This window comes from Sphingomonas arabinosi (assembly GCF_036663715.1).
GTDB lineage: Bacteria > Pseudomonadota > Alphaproteobacteria > Sphingomonadales > Sphingomonadaceae > Sphingomonas.
The window spans coordinates 1-1,198 of record NZ_JAXOJN010000060.1 but is presented as its reverse complement, the minus strand read 5'-3'; the positions used below and the strand labels follow the sequence as shown (position 1 = coordinate 1,198).

Annotated in this window: 1 protein-coding gene; it reads right to left on the bottom strand. The window is 60.4% G+C overall.

Features of this window, described 5'->3' with window-relative positions; genetic code table 11:
• A protein-coding gene (locus tag U1708_RS20635; protein WP_332748173.1) for an IS3 family transposase occupies nucleotides 1-1,113 on the bottom strand; the annotation gives its coding sequence in 2 pieces (ribosomal slippage) (nucleotides 1-852 and nucleotides 852-1,113; 1,114 coding nt annotated over the 2 pieces). This gene is flagged as partial in the annotation.
• Nucleotides 1,114-1,198: the final 85 nt, after the last annotated feature.

The window sequence follows — 1,198 nt, the reverse complement described above, 5'->3', positions numbered from 1 at the left end:
GCGGCTGGTCGAAGTATACCTGGTCCGGTGTCCTGGTACCAAGGGCTGAATGTGGCCGGATGCTGTTATAAAATGCAAAGTATCGGCCGATGCCGGCGCGTGCTTCCGGGACTGAGGTGTATGCGTTGAGGTACACGTCCTCGTATTTCACCGAGCGCCAGAGGCGCTCCACGAACACGTTGTCGCGCCAGCAACCCTTTCCATCCATGCTAATGGCGATCTTCTCTCGGTGAAGGACAGCGGTGAAAGCCGCACTGGTAAATTGCGAGCCCTGGTCGCTGTTGAAGATCGTAGGCTTGCCATAACGGGCGAGCGCTTCCTCCAGTGCCTCGATACAAAACGCGACATCCATTGAGATCGACACCCGCCAAGCCAGCACCCGCCGGGTAAACCAATCGACGATAGCGACCAGATAGACGAAACCGCGCGCCATGGGCACATACGTGATATCGGTCGCCCAAACTTGGTTCGGCCGCGTCACCGCCAGCTTGCGCAGCAGATAGGGATAGATCTTGTGACCCGTCGCCGGTTTCGACGTGTTCGGACGGCGGTAGATCGCCTCTAGCCCCATCCGCTTCATCAGCGTCGCAACATGCCGTCGTCCGATGCTCACATCCTCCTGACGGAGCAGATCGCGCAGCATCCGGCTCCCGGCGAACGGATAGAGCAGATGAAGTTCGTCGATCCGGCGCATGATCGCCAGGTCAGCCGAGGATACAGGCCGCGGAAGATAGTAGATGCTGCCGCGGCTGATCTCGAGCTGCTGCGCCTGATGGGTCAGCGGCAACTCATGGTCACGGTCGATCATCGCTTTGCGCTCGGCAACAGACCGGCCTTCCCGAGCGCACCGGCCAAAAAATCGTTCGCCAGCGTCAGCTCACCAATCTTGGCGTGCAGCACGGTTATATCGACCGCTGGTTCGCTCGCTGCCGGAACCGCTCCGAACACGTCTGCCGCCCCCTCCAGCAGCTTGGACCGCCACTGGTTGATGAGGTTCGGGTGCACCTCATACTCCTGCGCCAGCTCGGCCAGCGTCTTCTCACCCTTCACAGCAGCCAGCGCCACCTTGGCCTTGAATGCCGGACTGTGGTTCCGGCGGGGTCGCTTGCTCATCTTGCTTCCTCTTCGCGGCCAGCATGGCCGCTGTCAGATCGGCAATCCACTTATCCCCGCTGTTCAGATTCCTAGAACCACCTCT